Source organism: Rhodococcus sp. KB6 (assembly GCF_001445685.1).
In the GTDB taxonomy this organism is placed as follows: Bacteria; Actinomycetota; Actinomycetes; order Mycobacteriales; family Mycobacteriaceae; genus Rhodococcus_F; species Rhodococcus_F qingshengii.
This window is the reverse complement of the sequence record NZ_LNAK01000116.1, coordinates 1-257: the sequence shown is the minus strand read 5'-3', so window position 1 is coordinate 257 and position 257 is coordinate 1. Positions and strand designations below refer to the sequence as shown.

At 63.4% G+C, this 257-nt stretch carries 1 pseudogene; it reads right to left on the bottom strand.

Annotation, left to right across the window (positions count from 1 at the left end):
• A pseudogene (locus ASU23_RS16340) lies at positions 1-257 on the bottom strand (LLM class F420-dependent oxidoreductase); the annotation flags it as partial.

Genomic DNA, 257 nt, shown 5'->3' with positions numbered 1-257 from the left:
CGATCCGCGATGGACTTCGCGGTACCCCGCGCAACCAGGGCGTCGATGACGCGATCGTTCCCCTCGTTGGCCAACTCTTCGGGCGCAAAACCGAGGCGCTCGAGATTGCTCGTGTAGTTGCGCAGATACAGATACGGGTTGGCGACGGCGGGGCGACCGATTGCTCTGGCCTTCTCCGGATCGGTTTCCAGGACAACCTTGTGCTCGGGGGCCAGGATCTTCGAAGGGCCGAGGATTTCGCGAGCTTCGGCCGTGTG